General features: G+C 73.7%; 15 protein-coding genes. 7 read left to right on the forward strand and 8 right to left on the reverse strand.

The genetic code is table 11. The features are described from left to right. Positions 1-66 precede the first annotated feature (66 nt). Positions 67-780, reverse strand: coding sequence for a GntR family transcriptional regulator (locus CRP51_RS18985; protein ID WP_097232439.1), 714 nt, complete (start codon positions 778-780; stop codon positions 67-69). A 384-nt stretch (positions 781-1,164) separates the two neighbouring features. Here CRP51_RS18985 and CRP51_RS18990 point away from each other — a divergent pair, with 384 nt between their 5' ends. Together CRP51_RS18990 and CRP51_RS18995 are read left to right on the forward strand one after the other, a co-directional pair. Continuing rightward, positions 1,165-2,313 (forward strand): LLM class flavin-dependent oxidoreductase, encoded by a 1,149-nt coding sequence (locus CRP51_RS18990; protein ID WP_097232440.1) that lies wholly within the window; start codon positions 1,165-1,167, stop codon positions 2,311-2,313. 347 nt (positions 2,314-2,660) lie between these two features. Then, complete coding sequence (locus CRP51_RS18995) at positions 2,661-3,524, forward strand: glutathione S-transferase C-terminal domain-containing protein (protein WP_097232441.1); 864 nt, start codon at positions 2,661-2,663, stop codon at positions 3,522-3,524. A gap of 7 nt (positions 3,525-3,531) precedes the next feature. On the opposite strand, the gene CRP51_RS19000 is transcribed toward CRP51_RS18995, so the two are convergent. From CRP51_RS19000 to CRP51_RS19015, 4 genes are all read right to left on the reverse strand, one after another. Further along, entirely contained in the window at positions 3,532-4,269 is a 738-nt protein-coding gene (locus CRP51_RS19000) for a hypothetical protein (RefSeq protein ID WP_097232442.1), read from the reverse strand. Beyond that, complete coding sequence (locus CRP51_RS19005) at positions 4,262-4,531, reverse strand: hypothetical protein (protein ID WP_245880673.1); 270 nt, start codon at positions 4,529-4,531, stop codon at positions 4,262-4,264. The genes CRP51_RS19000 and CRP51_RS19005 overlap by 8 nt, the downstream gene beginning before the upstream one ends. Positions 4,532-4,753: 222 nt before the next feature. Beyond that, positions 4,754-5,968, reverse strand: coding sequence for an acyl-CoA dehydrogenase family protein (locus CRP51_RS19010; RefSeq protein WP_097232443.1), 1,215 nt, complete (start codon positions 5,966-5,968; stop codon positions 4,754-4,756). 6 nt (positions 5,969-5,974) lie between these two features. Then, positions 5,975-6,433 (reverse strand): SCP2 sterol-binding domain-containing protein, encoded by a 459-nt coding sequence (locus tag CRP51_RS19015; protein ID WP_097232444.1) that lies wholly within the window; start codon positions 6,431-6,433, stop codon positions 5,975-5,977. 131 nt (positions 6,434-6,564) lie between these two features. Between CRP51_RS19015 and CRP51_RS19020 the strand changes: the two genes are divergently transcribed. Further along, entirely contained in the window at positions 6,565-7,212 is a 648-nt protein-coding gene (locus CRP51_RS19020) for a TetR/AcrR family transcriptional regulator (RefSeq protein WP_097232445.1), read from the forward strand. Between the two features lie 18 nt (positions 7,213-7,230). Here CRP51_RS19020 and CRP51_RS19025 read toward each other — a convergent pair whose 3' ends face one another. Then, the gene (locus CRP51_RS19025; protein WP_097232446.1) at positions 7,231-8,109 is read right to left on the reverse strand and encodes a MaoC family dehydratase; all 879 of its coding nucleotides are present in this window, start codon (positions 8,107-8,109) and stop codon (positions 7,231-7,233) included. A gap of 10 nt (positions 8,110-8,119) precedes the next feature. Then, positions 8,120-9,454, reverse strand: coding sequence for a 3-oxoacyl-ACP reductase (locus CRP51_RS19030; RefSeq protein ID WP_097232447.1), 1,335 nt, complete (start codon positions 9,452-9,454; stop codon positions 8,120-8,122). Positions 9,455-9,607: 153 nt separating this feature from the next. Between CRP51_RS19030 and CRP51_RS19035 the strand changes: the two genes are divergently transcribed. The 4 genes from CRP51_RS19035 (at position 9,608) to CRP51_RS19050 (ending at position 13,873) form a co-directional block, all read left to right on the forward strand. Continuing rightward, a complete protein-coding gene (locus CRP51_RS19035; RefSeq protein ID WP_097232448.1) occupies positions 9,608-10,915 on the forward strand; it encodes an acetyl-CoA C-acetyltransferase in 1,308 nt (435 codons plus the stop codon). 94 nt (positions 10,916-11,009) lie between these two features. Continuing rightward, positions 11,010-12,926 (forward strand): AMP-dependent synthetase/ligase, encoded by a 1,917-nt coding sequence (locus CRP51_RS19040; protein WP_097232449.1) that lies wholly within the window; start codon positions 11,010-11,012, stop codon positions 12,924-12,926. A gap of 311 nt (positions 12,927-13,237) precedes the next feature. After that, complete coding sequence (locus tag CRP51_RS19045; RefSeq protein WP_097232450.1) at positions 13,238-13,453, forward strand: DUF397 domain-containing protein; 216 nt, start codon at positions 13,238-13,240, stop codon at positions 13,451-13,453. A 150-nt stretch (positions 13,454-13,603) separates the two neighbouring features. Further along, positions 13,604-13,873, forward strand: a complete 270-nt coding sequence (locus CRP51_RS19050; RefSeq protein ID WP_097232451.1) for a hypothetical protein — start codon at positions 13,604-13,606, stop codon at positions 13,871-13,873. 9 nt (positions 13,874-13,882) lie between these two features. On the opposite strand, the gene CRP51_RS19055 is transcribed toward CRP51_RS19050, so the two are convergent. Further along, on the reverse strand, positions 13,883-14,631 hold a 749-nt coding region (locus tag CRP51_RS19055), incomplete at its 5' end, for a rhamnogalacturonan lyase family protein (protein WP_500691301.1).

A 14,631-nucleotide genomic window follows, 5' to 3' on the forward strand; every position in this document is an offset into this window, starting at 1 on the left:
CGCCACCCGCCCCGGCGGCAGCGCCCCGGCGCCGCGCCGGCGGGACACGCCGGCCCGGGTGCCGGCTCAGCCCCCGCCGGGCGTCGCGTCGTTCCCGTGCGGCACCGTCCGCCCGGCGTTCAGATGGTGGCCCAACGCGACCAGCGCCGCGTCCGGTTCGCCCGCCAGCAGCGCCTCCACGATCGCCAGATGCTCGGCGGCGGCACGTGCCACCCGTTCCGCCGTCAGGGGGTCCCGCGCCCGCGCCGGGCGCAGCCGGACCAGCGTGGACTCCAGCGTCTCGGTCAGCCGGGGGTTGCCGGAAGCGGCCAGCAGCGTCCGGTGGAAGTCCTCGTCGTACCGCACGAACGCGGGCCCGGGTCCGGGCGGTGCGGCGCGCAGCGCCCGCCACCGGTCCCGCAGCGCGAGCAGGGCCGCCCGATCGTGCGCCCCGGCGCGCGGGCCGGAGGCGCGCGCCACACCGCGCAGTTCGACGGTGGCCCGCAGCTCCACCAGATCCGCCAGCTCGTCCCCGCTCAGCCGGGCCGGGTAGTACCCCTCGCCGCGCCGCTCGACCAGTCCGTCGGCCGCCAGCCGCACCAGCGCCTCCCGCACCGGCGTGCGGGAGACCCCGAGCCGCGCCGCGAGCCGCACCTCGACCAGCCGGTCGTCCGGCGCGAGCGTGCCCGACCACAGCAGGTCACGCAGGTGGAGATAGGTCTCGGCCCGGCGGTCCCGGCCGGCCCTGGCCCCGGAGACCGCGGCCGGGGGCCCCGGCGAAGCCGAAGGGGAGCCGTCCATGGGGGGCGACCCTAGGAAGCGTGTGTTACCCGCGCTTTGAGCGCGGATCACCGGCACGTTAAGCGCGCCCCACGCGTCACCGCGCGTGGGCCGGCGCGGGGGCCCGGCCCACGGACACCCGTTGACGGCGGGTCCCGGCGCTGCTGCACTGGAACGCGTGAAGCCCACGCGGCCACTGGTCACCCGCGACCACATCGACTTCGGTCGGGTGTGGTCCGCGGCGTGTCGCCGCGTCGCCGCCTGACCACTCCGGTCAACGAGCAGGCCACGCCGGGGCGTTGAAACGCCCCGGCCCCCCGCATTCCGCGCGCGCCGCCGCGCCCGCCCCGCCCCAGCTCTCGCCGCGCGTCGCCCCCGCGCCGCGGCCGAAAGGCGTGATCCCCCATGCCCGTCGAGTTCCTCGGCATCGCCGCCACCCACGACGGCTCGGAGACCGCACCCCGCTCCGGGCCCGCCTTCGACCCCGACTACACCCTGCGGCTCGCCCGCGCCCACGAGGACCACGGCTGGGACCGGGTCCTCTTCGCATACGGTTCCGGCACCCCCGACCCCGCCACGGCGGCGGCCCTGCTCGCCTCCCGCCTCGACCGCCTCCAGATCCTGCTGGCCCACCGGCCCAACCTCTCCCACCCGACCTACGCCGCCCGGGTCTTCGCCACCCTCGACCGGATCAGCGGCGGCCGGCTGACCGTCCACTTCATCACCGGCGGCAGCGACCACGAGCAGCGGCGCGAGGGCGACACCCTGCCGAAGGACGAGCGCTACGCCCGCACCCGCGAGTACATCGAGATCGTCAAGAAGGTGTGGACCCGCACGGAACCCTTCGACCACGAGGGCGCGCACTACCGCTTCCACGACTACGTCAGCGACGTCTTCCCCGCCCGACTGCCCCGCCCCGACGTGTCGTTCGGCGGCTCCTCGCAGGCCGCGCTGGCGGCGGGCGCGGCCGAGGCGGACATCTACTGCCTGTGGGGCGAGCCGCTGGAGCGCACCGCCGAGCAGATCGCCGCCGTCCGCGCCGCCGCCGCGGCGGCCGGCCGCGCCACCCCGCCGCGCATCCAGGTCGCCTTCCGGCCGATCATCGCGCCCACCGAGGAACTCGCCTGGGAGAAGGCCCGCCGCACGCTCGCCGCCATCCAGGCCGGCGGCCCGGCGGGACGCCGGCGCCCCGGCCCCGACAGCCGTCCGGAGAACACCGGCTCCCAACGGCTGATCGCCATCGCAGAACAGGGCGAACGCTACGACCGCGCCCTGTGGACCGCGCCGGCCGCCGCCACCGGAGGCGCCGGCAACTCCAACGCCCTCGTCGGCACCCCCGAGACCGTCGCCGAGGCGCTGCTCGACTACCACGACCTGGGCGTCGACATCATCTCCGCGCGCGGCTACGACCTGCTGGGCGACGCCATCGACTTCGGCCGGCACGTGATCCCGCTCGTCCGCGCCGAGGTGGCGCGCAGGGACGCCGCCCGGACGGCGCCCGAGGGGCACGCGGACGGCGCCTTCCCACCGGGGGCACCGGCGGCCACCCCTTGACGCTCCTCGTTCCCGAGCCGGACAATCCGACGGAAGGACCGCCCCGGGGGCGGCCCTCGCCGAACGGACGGAGCGCTCGATGGCGGACGGGACGACGCGGGCGCGGTGCGCGCCTGACGCGCCCTCCGCTCCTCCGCACCGTTCCCGACCCGCCGCGGACCCCGCGTGCTCCGCGCTTCCCGCGCCCAGGCTGCTGACCTGCCGGCGCCACATCGATCTGCTGCGCGTCTCCAGCGCGGTCTGAACACCGCCGCACGGAGCGGTCGCGGGGCACGCGCCCCGCGACCGCCCACTCTCCTGCCCGCCTGCCCTCGCGTCCCCCGTGCAGAAACGTCCTAGGGAGAGCCATGCCCGCACCGCTGCCGAACTCGCCGACGAACACCCCCTGTCGGGTCCGCGAACGCATCGGCACCGACGCCAAGAGCGGCCACTACCCCGCGCCCCACCGCTACCGGCTGCACCTCACGCTCGCCAGCCCCGACGGCCTGCGCGTGGCGATCACCCACGCGCTGCTCGGTCTGGACGACGTGCTCCCGGTGACCCTGCTGCCCGCTCCGCACGAGGCGGGCAACGGTCGGACCGCGCTCGACGCCGCCTACGCGGCCACCCTCCACGGCCACACCGGGCCCGGCGCCAGCCCGGCGCTGACCGACAGTTGGACCGGGCGACTGGTCAGCAACCACGTGCCGGACATCCTCGCCGACCTCAGCCTCCGCTTCCGCGCCCCCGACCGTCCCGCGCTGCGCCCCTCCGCGCTGGCCGGTGGCATCGACGCGTTGACGCTGCGTTGCGAACGCGGCATCGGCGAGGCCGCCCAACTCGCGGGCGAGGCGGGCGCGGGAGAGGCGGGGGAACGGGCCCTGGAGACGTTGCTGGCGACGCTCACCGCCTTCGACCGGCGGGTGGCCGGCGCGCCGTTCGTCCTGGGCGACGAGCTGACCGCCGCCGACGTCGAACTCTGGGTCGCCCTAGTGCGGTTGGACACCGTCCACCGCTGTCACCTGGGCGCCGACGCGGTCCACCGGATCGCCGACCATCCGGCCCTGTGGGCCTACGCCCGCCGCCTCCTCACGCACCCGGCCTTCGGCGGCAAGCTCCGCCTCACGGACCTGACCCGCCACCACGCCCACCACTGCCGCGGCCTCGAAGCCGCAGGCGCCGCCGTCCCCATCATCGACTGGACGGCCGCCCGCGACGCGCTGACCCGCTGAACGCGGCTCACGGGCGGAAGAGCCGGACGCGGGAATCCGCGCGTTGCGCGGGGAGCGCGGGTGCGAGCACCTGGTACTGGAGGGTGCGCAGGGCCTCCGCCGCCGCTTCCGGGGCATCGCGCACGGCGGACTTCAGCTGCGTCAGGCGCCAGTCCCGGAGGTGGTCGTCCAGGACGGTTCGCCAGTGTGGCGTGGTGGCGATCTCGAACTCGCGCTTCAGGAAAAGCAGAACATCCTCAAGCGAGGGGCGAAGCCGGTGTCCGCCCACCGGGAGGTGAAGTTCGGCCGAGCGAGGCATCCGGTTCTTCCGCAGGGCCTTCCGGGGACGTCCGCTGTCGGCGAGGCGAAGCAGGTAGGCCACCTCGTCGCGGTGGGCGTGGACGTGGATGTGCGCGCCGGGTGGATCGTCGCCCGCCCGTTCGTACTCGAACCGGAAGAGCGGATCCGGCACACCGTCGTAGAGCACCTTGATCTCGGACCGGTCCGCTGCCAGGAAGGTGCTCGTCCCATCCCAGCAGCAGTCGTACATCACCAGCAGATTGATCCGCACCTCCGCTCCGATGCGCACGGGAATGGAGCGTAGAAGCCTGTCGTCCCCCAGTGGCTGGAGCCGGATCTTCCGTCCGGGCTCCAGGGTGACGGCGTGAAAGAGCGGGGTGTCCTCGCCGAGGACACCCCGCGTCAGGGCGGACAATCGGTCGGCGAACTCGCGCGCCAGCTTGTCGAGGGTGGAAACCTCACTCATCCGACAAAAGGTAGTCGAGTCCTTCGATTGTGTGCCAAATCAGCAGTTGCTCCATGGTCAACGCGTAGGCATCCGCGCGCTCGCGAAGCTGCTCGTACGAGAGGCCGGCTCGTTCGAGCAGTTCCTCGCGCTGTCGCAGCGCCTCGGTCCGGGTCATGTGGATCACCGTGGGCATCGCCAACCCCCTTTGTTTCTCCCAGTGAAGCAGGGCGCGCTGACAGCGCCCGGCGCCGCCGTCCGTACCGTCACTCGAAAGGGTCATCCGCGTTCCCTCTACCCCGGGCTGCGGGCAGGTACCGGCGCCGAGGCCCCGTCACCCGTAAGAAGGGCGACATTCGAGGCGCTGTGTTGACGATCCGCTCGCTGGCGGGCGCCCGGAAGTTCGTCTTCCAAGAATCTCCCACTGGGCTCCGGGAGGCCCCCGCCAACGCGCGGCCCCCGCCGGGGGAGACGAGCCCGGCGGGGGCCGGCGTTCCCGCCGACCTCAGGGGATGTGCCGCCCCGTGATCGCGCGGGCGATCACCAGGCGCTGGATCTCGCTCGTGCCCTCGAAGATGGTGTAGATCTTCGCGTCGCGGTACATCCGCTCCACCGGGTGTTCGCGGCTGTAGCCGGCGCCGCCGAGGATCTGGACGGCCTTCTCGGTGGCGGAGACGGCCAGTTCGCCGGCGCGGAGCTTGGACATCGAGCCCTCGCCCGCCGTGAACGGCTTCTCGTTGCGGCCCATCCAGGCCGCGCGCCAGATCAGCAGGCGCACCGCGTCGATCTCCGTGCGCAGGTCGGCCAGCGCGAAGGCGATGGACTGGTTCTCCACGATCGGGCGGCCGAACGCGACGCGTTCGCCCGCGTAGTCGAGGGCGTACTCGTAGGCGGCCCGCGCGATGCCCAGGGCCTGGGCGCCCACGGTCGGGCGCGAGACCTCGAAGGTGGCCATCGCCGCCTGGCCCTTGCCCCGGCCGCCCTCGCGGGCCTTGGCCAGCCGACGGTCCAGCCGTTCCTTCCCGCCCAGCAGGCAGGAGCCCGGCACCCGCACGTCGTCCAGGAAGACGTCCGCGGTGTGCGAGGCGCGCAGGCCCAGCTTCTTGATCTTGCGGTTGCCCTCCAGCCCCCCGGTGCCCGGCGGGACGACGAACGCCGCCTGTCCCCTGGAGCCGAGCGCGGGGTCGACGGAGGCCACCACGACGTGGACGTTGGCGATGCCGCCGTTGGTGATCCACGCCTTCTGGCCGCTGATCACCCACTCGTCCTTCGCCTCGTCGTAGCGGGCCCTGGTGCGCATGGACGCCACGTCGGAGCCCGCCTCGGGCTCGGAGACGCAGAAGGCCGCCACCTTCGGGTCGTCGGCGTCGCCGAAGCACTGCGGCACCCACTCCACCAACTGTTCCGAGGTGCCGGCCGCGAAGATGCCGGCGACCGCGAGGGAGGTGCCGAAGAGGGCCATGCCGATGCCGGCGTCGCCCCAGAACAGCTCCTCGTTGGCGATCTGGAGGGAGAGCCCCGAGGGGTCCCCGAACATCTCGGCCAGGGACTCGAACCCGTACAGGCCGATCTTGGCGGCCTCCTGGATCACCGGCCAGGGGGTGTCCTCGCGTTCGTCCCACTCGGCGGCGGCCGGGCGGACCACGCCGGAGGCGAAACCGTGGACCCATTCCTTCAGGTCGCGCTGTTCCTCGGTCAGATCGAGGGAGAACCCGGTCACGCGCGCTCAGCCCTTCGGGATGTCGAAGAGGCGGGTGAGCCCGGAGGCGACGCCGATGTCACCGGCGATCCGCACCTTGCGGGTCATGAACATCGTGACCGGACTGCCGTTGCCGGAGACCAGTTTGAGGAAGTCGGCGTCGCCCATCGTCAGGGTGACCCGGGGGTTGGCGGCGTGGGCGCCCTCGCGCGCCGTGCAGGTGCCGTCGGCGATGCTGGTCTCCCAGGTGGCCGTCGACTCGCCGGTGACCTCCCAGCGGATCACGGCGTTGAGCGAGCCCGCGTTCTCCGGGCGGAACTGCCGTTCCATCCTGCTGAACACCTCGCTCAGCACCCGTGCGCGCAGCTCCCCGCGCATCAGCGCGGTGATCTCCTTGGCCGGCGTCCGCTTCACCAGCTGCGCAAACTTTTCGGGAGTGACCTGCTCGAAGTCGAGCTCGCCGAGTTCGGAACCGCTGTCGGCCATGGTTCGTCCGTCCTTACCGAAGTCGCCAGGCGCCGCTGGCGCGACCTCACTTGCTGTGACAACCCTGTATCTACTCTGAAGTAGACTTACTCGGAAGTAAGATTAATATCGGCGTGGGTAGGCTGACAAGAGTGACCACTGAGAAGACCGGGCGACGAAGACTCCCGAGAAGCGTGCGCGAGCGTGAGATCGTCGACGCCGCGCTGCGGGTGTTCGCGCAACGCGGCTACCACGCGGCCGTGGTGGACGAGATCGCGGATCTCGCGGGGATCTCCAAGCCGATGGTCTATCTCTACCTGGGGTCCAAGGAGAACCTCTTCGTGGCCTGTGTAAGGCGCTCGTCCCAGGCGCTGGTGCGGGCCTTCCGGGAGGCGGCCGACAGCGGCGACGCGCCCGAACTCCGGCTCTGGCGCGGTCTTTCCGCGTTCTTCGCCTTCGTCGCCGAGGACCGGGACAGCTGGGTGATGCTGCACCGCCAGGCGCCCGAGCAGAGCGAGGCGATCACCGCCGAGCTGGCGCAGGCGCGCGAGTCGGTGATGCGGGAGGTCGCCGACCTGGTGCGGCGCGGCATCGACGAGGGCGGCGCCGACGACCGACTGGGCGAGGTGGACGTGGACTTCGTCGCCCAGGCGCTGGTCGGCGCCGCCGACTCGCTCACCGACTGGATGGAGCAGCACCCGCGGGAGGCCCCCGACCGGGTCGCGCTGCGGCTGATGAACATGATCTGGATCGGGATGCGGGACGTGCTCGGCGGCGAGATGTGGTCCCCGCCGGAGTGAGCCGACGGCGAGGCCACGCTACGGCGGCGTGACCTCGCCGGCCAGCAGCAGCCTTCCGCCCTCCCCGACCAGGTGGAACGCCTGCCCCTCGGGGAGCTCGGCGGCCCGGAACGTCGGCCGCGACGGGAGCGGTGCCGGGGCGCGGAAGCGGACCCGCGCGGTGAACGCCTCGGGCAGCGCCTCGTCCAGCGCGGCCAGCGCGCGGGCCGTGGACCACATCCCGTGCGCGATGGGCCGGCGGAAGCCGAACGGGCGGGCCGTCAACGGGTACAGGTGGATCGGGTTCCGGTCGCCCGAGACCCGCGCGTAGCGCCGGCCCAGGTCCGCCGCCAGCGGCCAACTCTCCTCGCGCGTCGGCGCGTTCAACTCCCGCTCGGCCGGCCCCGGACGGGCGCCGCGCCCGGGCCCGCCGGCGCCGCCGTGCCGGTGCAGGTAGGTGCTGGCAGAGCGCCAGACCTCGGCGCCGTCCTCGTCGCTGACGGTTGCGGTGACGGCGAACGCCGTGCCCCTCGGGTGCGGCGCGCCCGGCGCGGCGCGCACCGCCACGCTCAGCCGCTCCTCGGCGGTGAGCGGGCGGAGCTGGGTGATCTCGTTGGCCAGATGGACCAGCCCGAGCGGCGGATGCGGGAAGTCGCTCGCCGTCAGCAGCCGCATGGCCAGCGGGAACGCCGACAGATGCGGGTAGGTGGCGGGCAGTCGCCCCGCCGTGGCGGGGGCCGGGAAGCCGCAGACCCGCGCGTACTCGCGCAGCCGCCCCGGCTCGCGCGGCACCGGGGTCAGCCGCAACGTCCGCGCCGGAAGCGGCCGTTCCGGGTTCCGTCGGCGGGGGAGCAGCGCCCTGGCATACGAGGGGAGCAGGCCGGGCGGGTGGAGGTGGGTGAGGTCGGTGGTCGGCATCGCGGCGCGCTCACGCCCCCAGCAGGGCCTGGCCGCAGACCCGCAGCACCTGGCCGTTGACCGCGCCGCTGGCCGGCGCCGACAGATAGGAGACGGCCTCGGCGACGTCGACCGGCAGCCCGCCCTGGGACAGGCTGTTCATCCGGCGGCCGGCCTGCCGCACGAAGGCCGGCACCGCCGCCGTCATCCGGGTCTCGATGAAGCCGGGGGCCACCGCGTTGACGGTGATGCCGCGCTCGGCGACCCGGGGCGCCAGCGCGCCGACCAGGCCGACCAGGCCCGCCTTGCTGGCCGCGTAGTTGGTCTGCCCCACGTTCCCCGCCAGCCCGCTGATGGAGGAGGTGCAGACGATCCGGGCGCCCGCGCCGAGGTCCGGCAGCAGGGCGTCGGTCAGCCGCTCGACGGCGATCAGGTTGACGTCCAGGACGCTCCGCCAGCGGTCGGCGTCCATCCGGCCCAGGGTGCGGTCCCTGGTGATGCCCGCGTTGTGCACCACGATGTCGGGGGCGCCGCCGGTCTGCTCCGCGCACCGCTCGCGCAGCCGTGCGCCGGCGTCGGAGGCGGTGATGTCCAACGGGACGGCCGCGCCCCCCAGTCGGGCCGCCAGCGCGCGCAGCGGTTCGAGCTGCCCCGGGGTGTCCAGCGCCAGGACGCGGGCGCCGTCCCTGGCCAGGGTCTCGGCGATGGCGGCCCCGATACCCCGGGCCGCGCCGGTGACCAGCGCGGTGCGGCCGGCCAACGGGCGTTCCCAGTCGGCCGGGTGCGCGCCGGGGTCGTGCGCGGCCAGCCGGACCGTCTGCCCGGAGACATAGGCGGACCTGGCCGAGAGCAGGAAGCGCAGCGTGGACTCCAGCGACTCGGCGCGCTCGGCGCCCGGCGCCAGCAGCACCAGTTGCGCGGTGGCCCCGCCCCGCAGCTCCTTGCCGAGGGAGCGCACGAAGCCGTCCAACGCGCGCCGCGCCGCCGCCTCCCCGACCGTGGCCGCGTCCTCGGGCGCCGCGCCGACGACCACGACGCGGCCGCCGGTGGCCAGCGCGCGGACGCGGGGCTGGAAGAAGGCGCGCAGTTGGTCGAGTTGGGCGGCCGAGGCGATACCGGTGGCGTCGTAGACCAGTGCGGCCGGCCGGTCCGAATCCTCCTCCACCCGGGCGTCGCAGGACTCCAGCACGGCGCGCAGCGCCTTCTCCGCGTGGCCGCCCTCGGCCCGGCCCAGCACCACGGGCCCCGCGGCCACGGGGGCGCCGGGCCGGTGACGGGGCAGTGCGACGGGGCGCGGCAGTCCCAGGCGGCGGACCACCCGGGCGCCCACCCGACCGGTGGCGAAGGCGAGATAGCGATCGGCCATTGATTTCCTCCCTACTCCCGGGTAAGTCTACTGGCACGTTAAACGGCCGGACGTGCCCACCACAAGGGAGGCGCCGAGGGCATCATCGTCGCGTGACCGTGCCTTCCCGCGCGGTCGACCGGCACCGGACAGCATCGTTAAGGAGCTACCAGCATGACCCCGACAGGGCGCAGGGTGGCCGTTCTCGGCGGAAACCGCATCCCGTTCGCCCGTTCCGACGGCCCCTACGCCGCCGCCTCCAACCAGGAGATGCTCTCCGCCGCGCTCGCCGGCCTCGTCGAGCGGTTCGGGCTGCGGGGCGCGCTGCTTGGCGAGTTCGTCGCGGGCGCGGTGGTCAAGCACAGCAGGGACTTCAACCTCGCCAGGGAGACGGTGCTCGGCAGCGCGCTGGACCGGCGCACCCCCGCCTTCGACGTGCAACAGGCGTGCGGCACCGGCCTGGAGGCGGTCATCCTCGTCGCCAACAAGATCGCCCTGGGCCAGATCGACGTCGGCGTCGCCGGCGGCGTGGACACCGCGAGCGACGTGCCGCTGGCGCTCAACGACCGGCTGCGGCGCGTGCTGCTGCGCACCCGCAGGGCCAAGGGTGTGGGGGGCAGGGCCCGCGCGCTCGCCGGGCTGCGCCCCGGGCAGTTGGTGCCGGAGATCCCGCGCAACGCCGAGCCGCGCACCGGGCTGTCCATGGGCGAGCACGCGGCCCGCACCGCCGCGGAGTGGAACATCACCCGCGAGGCGCAGGACCTGCTCGCCGCCACCAGCCACCAGCGGCTCGCCGCCGCCTGGGACGACGGGTTCTTCGGCGACCTGGTGACCCCGTTCCAGGGGCTGGCCCGCGACCAGAACCTGCGCCCGGACAGCACGCCCGAGCGGCTCGCCAGGCTCCGCCCGGTCTTCGGCCTCGACGGGCCCGAGCCCACCATGACCGCGGGCAACTCCACCCCGCTCACCGACGGCGCGGCCACCGTGCTGCTGGCCAGCGAGGAGTGGGCCAGGGAGCGCGACCTCCCCGTGCTGGCCTACCTCACGCACGCCCGCACCGGCGCGGTCGACTTCGTCGACGGGCCCGACGGGCTGCTCTCCGCGCCCGCGCGGGTGGTGCCCCGGCTGCTGGAGGCCGCCGCGCTGGACCTCGCGGACGTCGACTTCGTCGAGATGCACGAGGCGTTCGCCTCCCAGGTGCTGGCGACGCTCGCCGCCTGGGAGGACGCCGAGTTCGGCAAGCGCCGGCTGGACCGCGGGGGCCCGCTGGGCACGGTGGACCGGGCACGACTGAACGTCCACGGCTCCTCGCTCGCCACCGGCCATCCGTTCGCCGCCACCGGCGCGAGGATCGTGCCCACCCTGGCCAAGATCCTGCACCGCGCGGCGGCCGAACGCCCCGAGGGCGGCGAGCCCGTGCGCGGGCTGGTCTCCGTCTGCGCGGCCGGCGGCCTGGGGGTGACCGCGTTGCTGGAGAGCTGAACGACCGGCCGGGCGCGGCCGAGCGAGAAGAGACCGGAGCGGGAGCCGGGCGGTACCGGGCAGTGACGAGGCGAAGTGGGAAGCGGGAGCACACATGAGCGTCAGGCGGGATATGAAACGCGCGCGGGCGCGCGGCCGTTGGGCCGAGCGCGCGGTGCCGGAGCTGGTCACCGACAGCGAGGGCGAGGTGCGCACGGCCAGGACCCCACCGCTGGTGGAGCCGCCGACCGAGGGCTCGATAGCGGACATACCGTTCACCAACGCGGCCCAGGACCCCGACGCGGAGGTGATGCGCCGCAAGGTCGACGGGCGGTGGGTGCCGGTCACCGCCGCCGCGTTCGCCGCCGAGGTCGGCGCCGTGGCCAGGGGGCTGGTGGCGGCCGGCCTGCCGGTCGGCGGCCGCGTCGCGCTGATGTCCCGCACCCGCTACGAGTGGGCCGTCCTCGACTTCGCCGTCTGGGCGGCCGGCGGCCAGAGCGTCCCGGTCTACCCGACCGCCTCACCCGACCAACTCGCCTGGCAGCTCGCCGACTCGGGCGCCACCCAGCTGGTGGTGGAGACCGCAGAGCACGCCGGGATCGCCGAACGCGCCGTCGCCGAGCTGTCCGCGCGCCCGCGCCTCTGGCGGCTGGACGAGGGGGCGCTGGAGGAGCTGACCGAACTCGGCCGCGCCACGCCCGAGTCGGAGATCACCGCACGCCGCGCCGCGCTCACTCCCGACACCCCGGCCACCCTCACCTACACCTCCGGGACCACCGGTCGCCCCAAAGGCTGCGTGCTCACCCACGCCAACCTGGACGCCGAGACCGCCAACCTCACCGAGCTGCTGATCCCCGTCTTCGAAGAGGTCACGGGCGAGCAGCCGACCACCCTGATCTTCCTGCCGCTGGCGCACATCCTCGGCCGCACCATCCAGATCGCCTGCGTCCGGGGCCGGGTGGTCATCGGCCACTGCCCCAGCGTGAAACCGGACGAGCTGCGCCCCGAACTCGCCTCGTTCCGGCCGACGTTCGTCGTGGGCGTGCCGTATCTCTTCGAGAAGATCCACGAGACGGGCCGGGCCACCGCCGAACGGATGGGCCGGGGCGCCTCGTTCGAACGCGCCGACCGCGTCGCGGTGGCCTGGGCGCGGGCCGAGCTGGACGCCTACTACGGCCGCGGTCCCGGACCCGGGCTCGGGCTGCGCGCCGCCAAGGCCCTCTACGACGTGCTGGTCTACCGCCGTGTCAGGACCGCGCTCGGCGGCCGGCTGCGGTACGCGATCAGCGGCGGCTCGCCGCTCGACGAGCGGATGAGCCTCTTCTTCTTCGGCTGCGGCGTGCTGATCTACGAGGGCTACGGCCTCACCGAGACCACCTCGGCCGCCACCCTCAACCCGCCGCTGACGCCCCGCTTCGGCACCGTCGGCCAACCCGTGCCCGGCACCGCCGTCCGCATCGACGACGACGGCGAGGTCAGGATCTCCGGCGGCATCGTCTTCGGCTCCTACTGGGGCAACGAGGAGGCGACCGACGAGGCGCTGAGCGACGGCTGGTTCCACACCGGCGACCTCGGCCGGCTGGACCGGGACGGCTATCTCACCATCACCGGCCGCAAGAAGGACCTGCTGATCACCAGCGGCGGCAAGAACGTCTCGCCCAGCGTGCTGGAGGACCGGCTGCGCGGCCGCCCCCTGGTCGGCCAGTGCATGGCGGTCGGCGACGGCCGCTCCTACATCGCCGCGCTGATCACCCTCGAACCGGAGGCCAGGGAGCACTGGCTCGCGGTCCGCAAACGCCCGCTCGACACCCCCGTCGCCGAACTCCGCGAGGACCCCGAGCTGTTGGCGGACCTGCAACGTTCCGTCGACTACGCCAACGAGGCGGTCTCCCGCGCCGAGTCGATCCGCAGGTTCGTCGTGGTCGACGGCGAGTTCACCGAGGAGAACGGGATGCTGACGCCGTCGCTGAAGATCCGCAGGCGGGCGGTGGCAGCCGCCTACGCCGAGGAGATCGAGGCGCTCTACTCCTGACCTGGACGACCTGGACGACCCGGACGACCCGGACGACCCCGCGCGCCGGCGCGCGGCGCGCGGGAGGCGCGCCGCTCTGTGCGCGTTGTGTGCGGAAGCGCGCCCCACTCGGCAAGGGTCTTTCGCCTCGCCTCCACCGCGGGGGCACCCGTTCCGTTTGCGCCGAGTCCTGGTCGAGTCTGAAGTGGGTTGATGAACAGTCCAGTTGACGCCCTGACTCGCCCGCTGTGATGGCCTAACATTCGGCCGGGGCTCACGCACTGTCCCGGAGGTGCCCCTGACGGTGATCTATTGCGTGCGAAGGACTGGGCATGGCTGAGCACGGCACGGACACTCTGGCCTGGCGCAAGAGCAGTTACAGCGGTGCCTCCGGCGGCGACTGCCTGGAGGTCGCCCGGGTCCGAGGGGGGCTGGTCCCGCTTCGGGACAGCAAGCGGGCGGGCGGACCGGTCGTCGCGGTGTCGATAACGGCCTGGCGGGCCTTCGTCGGCGCGGTCGACCACGACGGCCCGTGCGACCACGGCTGACCACGGGGGCGGTCGACCACCCCTCGCCGACGGCGAGCGTGGTCAAGGGGGGCAACAATATGCCGTGAGAGGGCGGCGTTTGTCATTCGTTCGGTGGAACGGGCGGCGTAGCGGGGCAGTCGGGAGGGCGGCGACCAGAAGGATACGGTCGTGCCAGACGACGTGCTCAACGCCTTCCCGTTCTTCCCCCGCCACCGGGCCGTTCCCCCGCTGACCCTCCGGCAGCCGGCCTGTGGCCGGTGCGGTCGGGCGCTGTGGCCCGACGTCACCGTGCCCGGCCGGCCGCCGGTCTGGGCCTGCCCGTTCTGCGGCACGCCCGAGGGCAGGTTCTGGCATCCGCACCACGGGCGTCGCTGCCCCCACGGCTATCCGTGGCCGCTGCTGCGCGACACCCCGGCGCGGCTGTTCATCTGCTACTGAACGGGTCCGCTACCGCCGGCCGCCGGCCCCGACCGGCAGCGGCACGTCGGACCAGTCCATGTCGGCAGCGAGGTAGAAGCCCGGGTGGGAGGGCTGGTTGTAGGTGGTCTGCTGGCGGGCGACCTCGACGCGGTACTGGGGGTCGTGCATCAGGGTGTACAGCTTGTGGTCGGTGACCTCGGTGCTGGTGTAGATCCGGATCGCCGAGCTGTCGGTCGTCGGCAGCAGCACCTCCTCGCGCCAGTCGCCCCAGACGTCGGCGACCAGCGACGGGTTGCCCTTCCACCAGTTGTTGGTGGTCGTCCCCTCGGCGGTCAGCAGGGTGCCGCGCCGCCAGTCCTCGATGGTCGGCGTCACATACTCCTCGGTCAGCGCCCCGTGCATCTGCTGCGTGGTGAGGTCGGCCGCCCAGCGCACGCTCTGGTTGGCGCCCGGGTTCGGCGCGTCGATCCTTTCGCCCCGCGCGGTCCACAGCCCGACGGGGTCGGCCGTGGCGTCCTCGGCCGAGTTGGACCACACCTCAAGTCCCGGCAGCTCCGGGTCGATGTCCCCGACCATCGCCCGCGTGGTGTCGACCCCCGTGTAGCCGCCGAAGAGCACCTCGCCGGTCTCCGCGTCCCGCATGGCGTACCCGTAGGGCGCGCTGGTTCCCCCTTCGTGCGAGGTGAAGATTTCGAGGCCGGGGTTGTGGGGGTCGATGTCGGTGACGTGCATGGCGTCGCCGTGGCCGAGGCGGGCGGTGGTGTCGGGGGTGTCGC

The sequence above is a fragment of the Streptomyces zhaozhouensis genome, from assembly GCF_900230195.1.
GTDB classification, from domain to species: domain Bacteria; phylum Actinomycetota; class Actinomycetes; order Streptomycetales; family Streptomycetaceae; genus Streptomyces; species Streptomyces zhaozhouensis.

What these genes read in the sequence shown, in the direction of transcription:
- CRP51_RS18985 (WP_097232439.1), bottom strand. Translation starts at nt 780, where the DNA reads ATGGACGGCTCCCCTTCGGCTTCGCCGGGGCCCCCGGCCGCGGTCTCC.
- CRP51_RS18990 (WP_097232440.1), top strand. Translation starts at nt 1,165, where the DNA reads ATGCCCGTCGAGTTCCTCGGCATCGCCGCCACCCACGACGGCTCGGAG.
- CRP51_RS18995 (WP_097232441.1), top strand. Translation starts at nt 2,661, where the DNA reads ATGCCCGCACCGCTGCCGAACTCGCCGACGAACACCCCCTGTCGGGTC.
- CRP51_RS19000 (WP_097232442.1), bottom strand. Translation starts at nt 4,269, where the DNA reads ATGAGTGAGGTTTCCACCCTCGACAAGCTGGCGCGCGAGTTCGCCGAC.
- CRP51_RS19005 (WP_245880673.1), bottom strand. Translation starts at nt 4,531, where the DNA reads ATGACCCTTTCGAGTGACGGTACGGACGGCGGCGCCGGGCGCTGTCAG.
- CRP51_RS19015 (WP_097232444.1), bottom strand. Translation starts at nt 6,433, where the DNA reads ATGGCCGACAGCGGTTCCGAACTCGGCGAGCTCGACTTCGAGCAGGTC.
- CRP51_RS19025 (WP_097232446.1), bottom strand. Translation starts at nt 8,109, where the DNA reads ATGCCGACCACCGACCTCACCCACCTCCACCCGCCCGGCCTGCTCCCC.
- CRP51_RS19030 (WP_097232447.1), bottom strand. Translation starts at nt 9,454, where the DNA reads ATGGCCGATCGCTATCTCGCCTTCGCCACCGGTCGGGTGGGCGCCCGG.
- CRP51_RS19035 (WP_097232448.1), top strand. Translation starts at nt 9,608, where the DNA reads ATGACCCCGACAGGGCGCAGGGTGGCCGTTCTCGGCGGAAACCGCATC.
- CRP51_RS19040 (WP_097232449.1), top strand. Translation starts at nt 11,010, where the DNA reads ATGAGCGTCAGGCGGGATATGAAACGCGCGCGGGCGCGCGGCCGTTGG.
- CRP51_RS19045 (WP_097232450.1), top strand. Translation starts at nt 13,238, where the DNA reads ATGGCTGAGCACGGCACGGACACTCTGGCCTGGCGCAAGAGCAGTTAC.